The sequence below is a fragment of the Streptomyces sp. P17 genome (assembly GCF_032436805.1).
In the GTDB taxonomy this organism is placed as follows: domain Bacteria; phylum Actinomycetota; class Actinomycetes; order Streptomycetales; family Streptomycetaceae; genus Streptomyces.
Genome location: NZ_JAVRBF010000376.1, coordinates 1 through 405 on the forward strand (window position 1 = coordinate 1; position 405 = coordinate 405).

1 protein-coding gene is annotated in these 405 nt (G+C 49.9%); it reads left to right on the plus strand.

Translation table 11 applies throughout. The annotated features are described in order from the left end of the window. Positions 1-50: 50 nt before the first annotated feature. A partial coding sequence (locus RMT89_RS41360) for a hypothetical protein (RefSeq protein ID WP_315888906.1) occupies positions 51-405 on the plus strand: 355 nt, incomplete at its 3' end.

Below are 405 nucleotides of genomic sequence, written 5' to 3' on the forward strand. Positions count from 1 at the left end.
CACGTTTGCGCTTTCCCGTCATCGCTCACAGAAACGAACTAGTTTCCCAAATGTCGCATCATTTGGCACGGCATGACGTACCGCACCGACTATTAGCAAACAATGAGACAATCCGACAAATCATCGCGTCCCATCGTGAAGAATTCGGAATGTCGTATGTGCATCCAACCGAAAACGCATCTGTTGCAGGCATTGACACAATAAACGCCCGTGCGGAAACTTTGAAGGAATGGGCGGCACAGCAAGATTATTTCATGGGTGATGAAGGCCATCACTTCCTAAGATTGAACAAATGGGGTCGTGGTGTTTCGCTACTGACCAATGCACGCGGCTTGCTCGTAACTGCAACGGCAGGCCGTCCAGACGGTCAAGGTTTGGGACGTGGGGAATTAATTAACGGTGTCT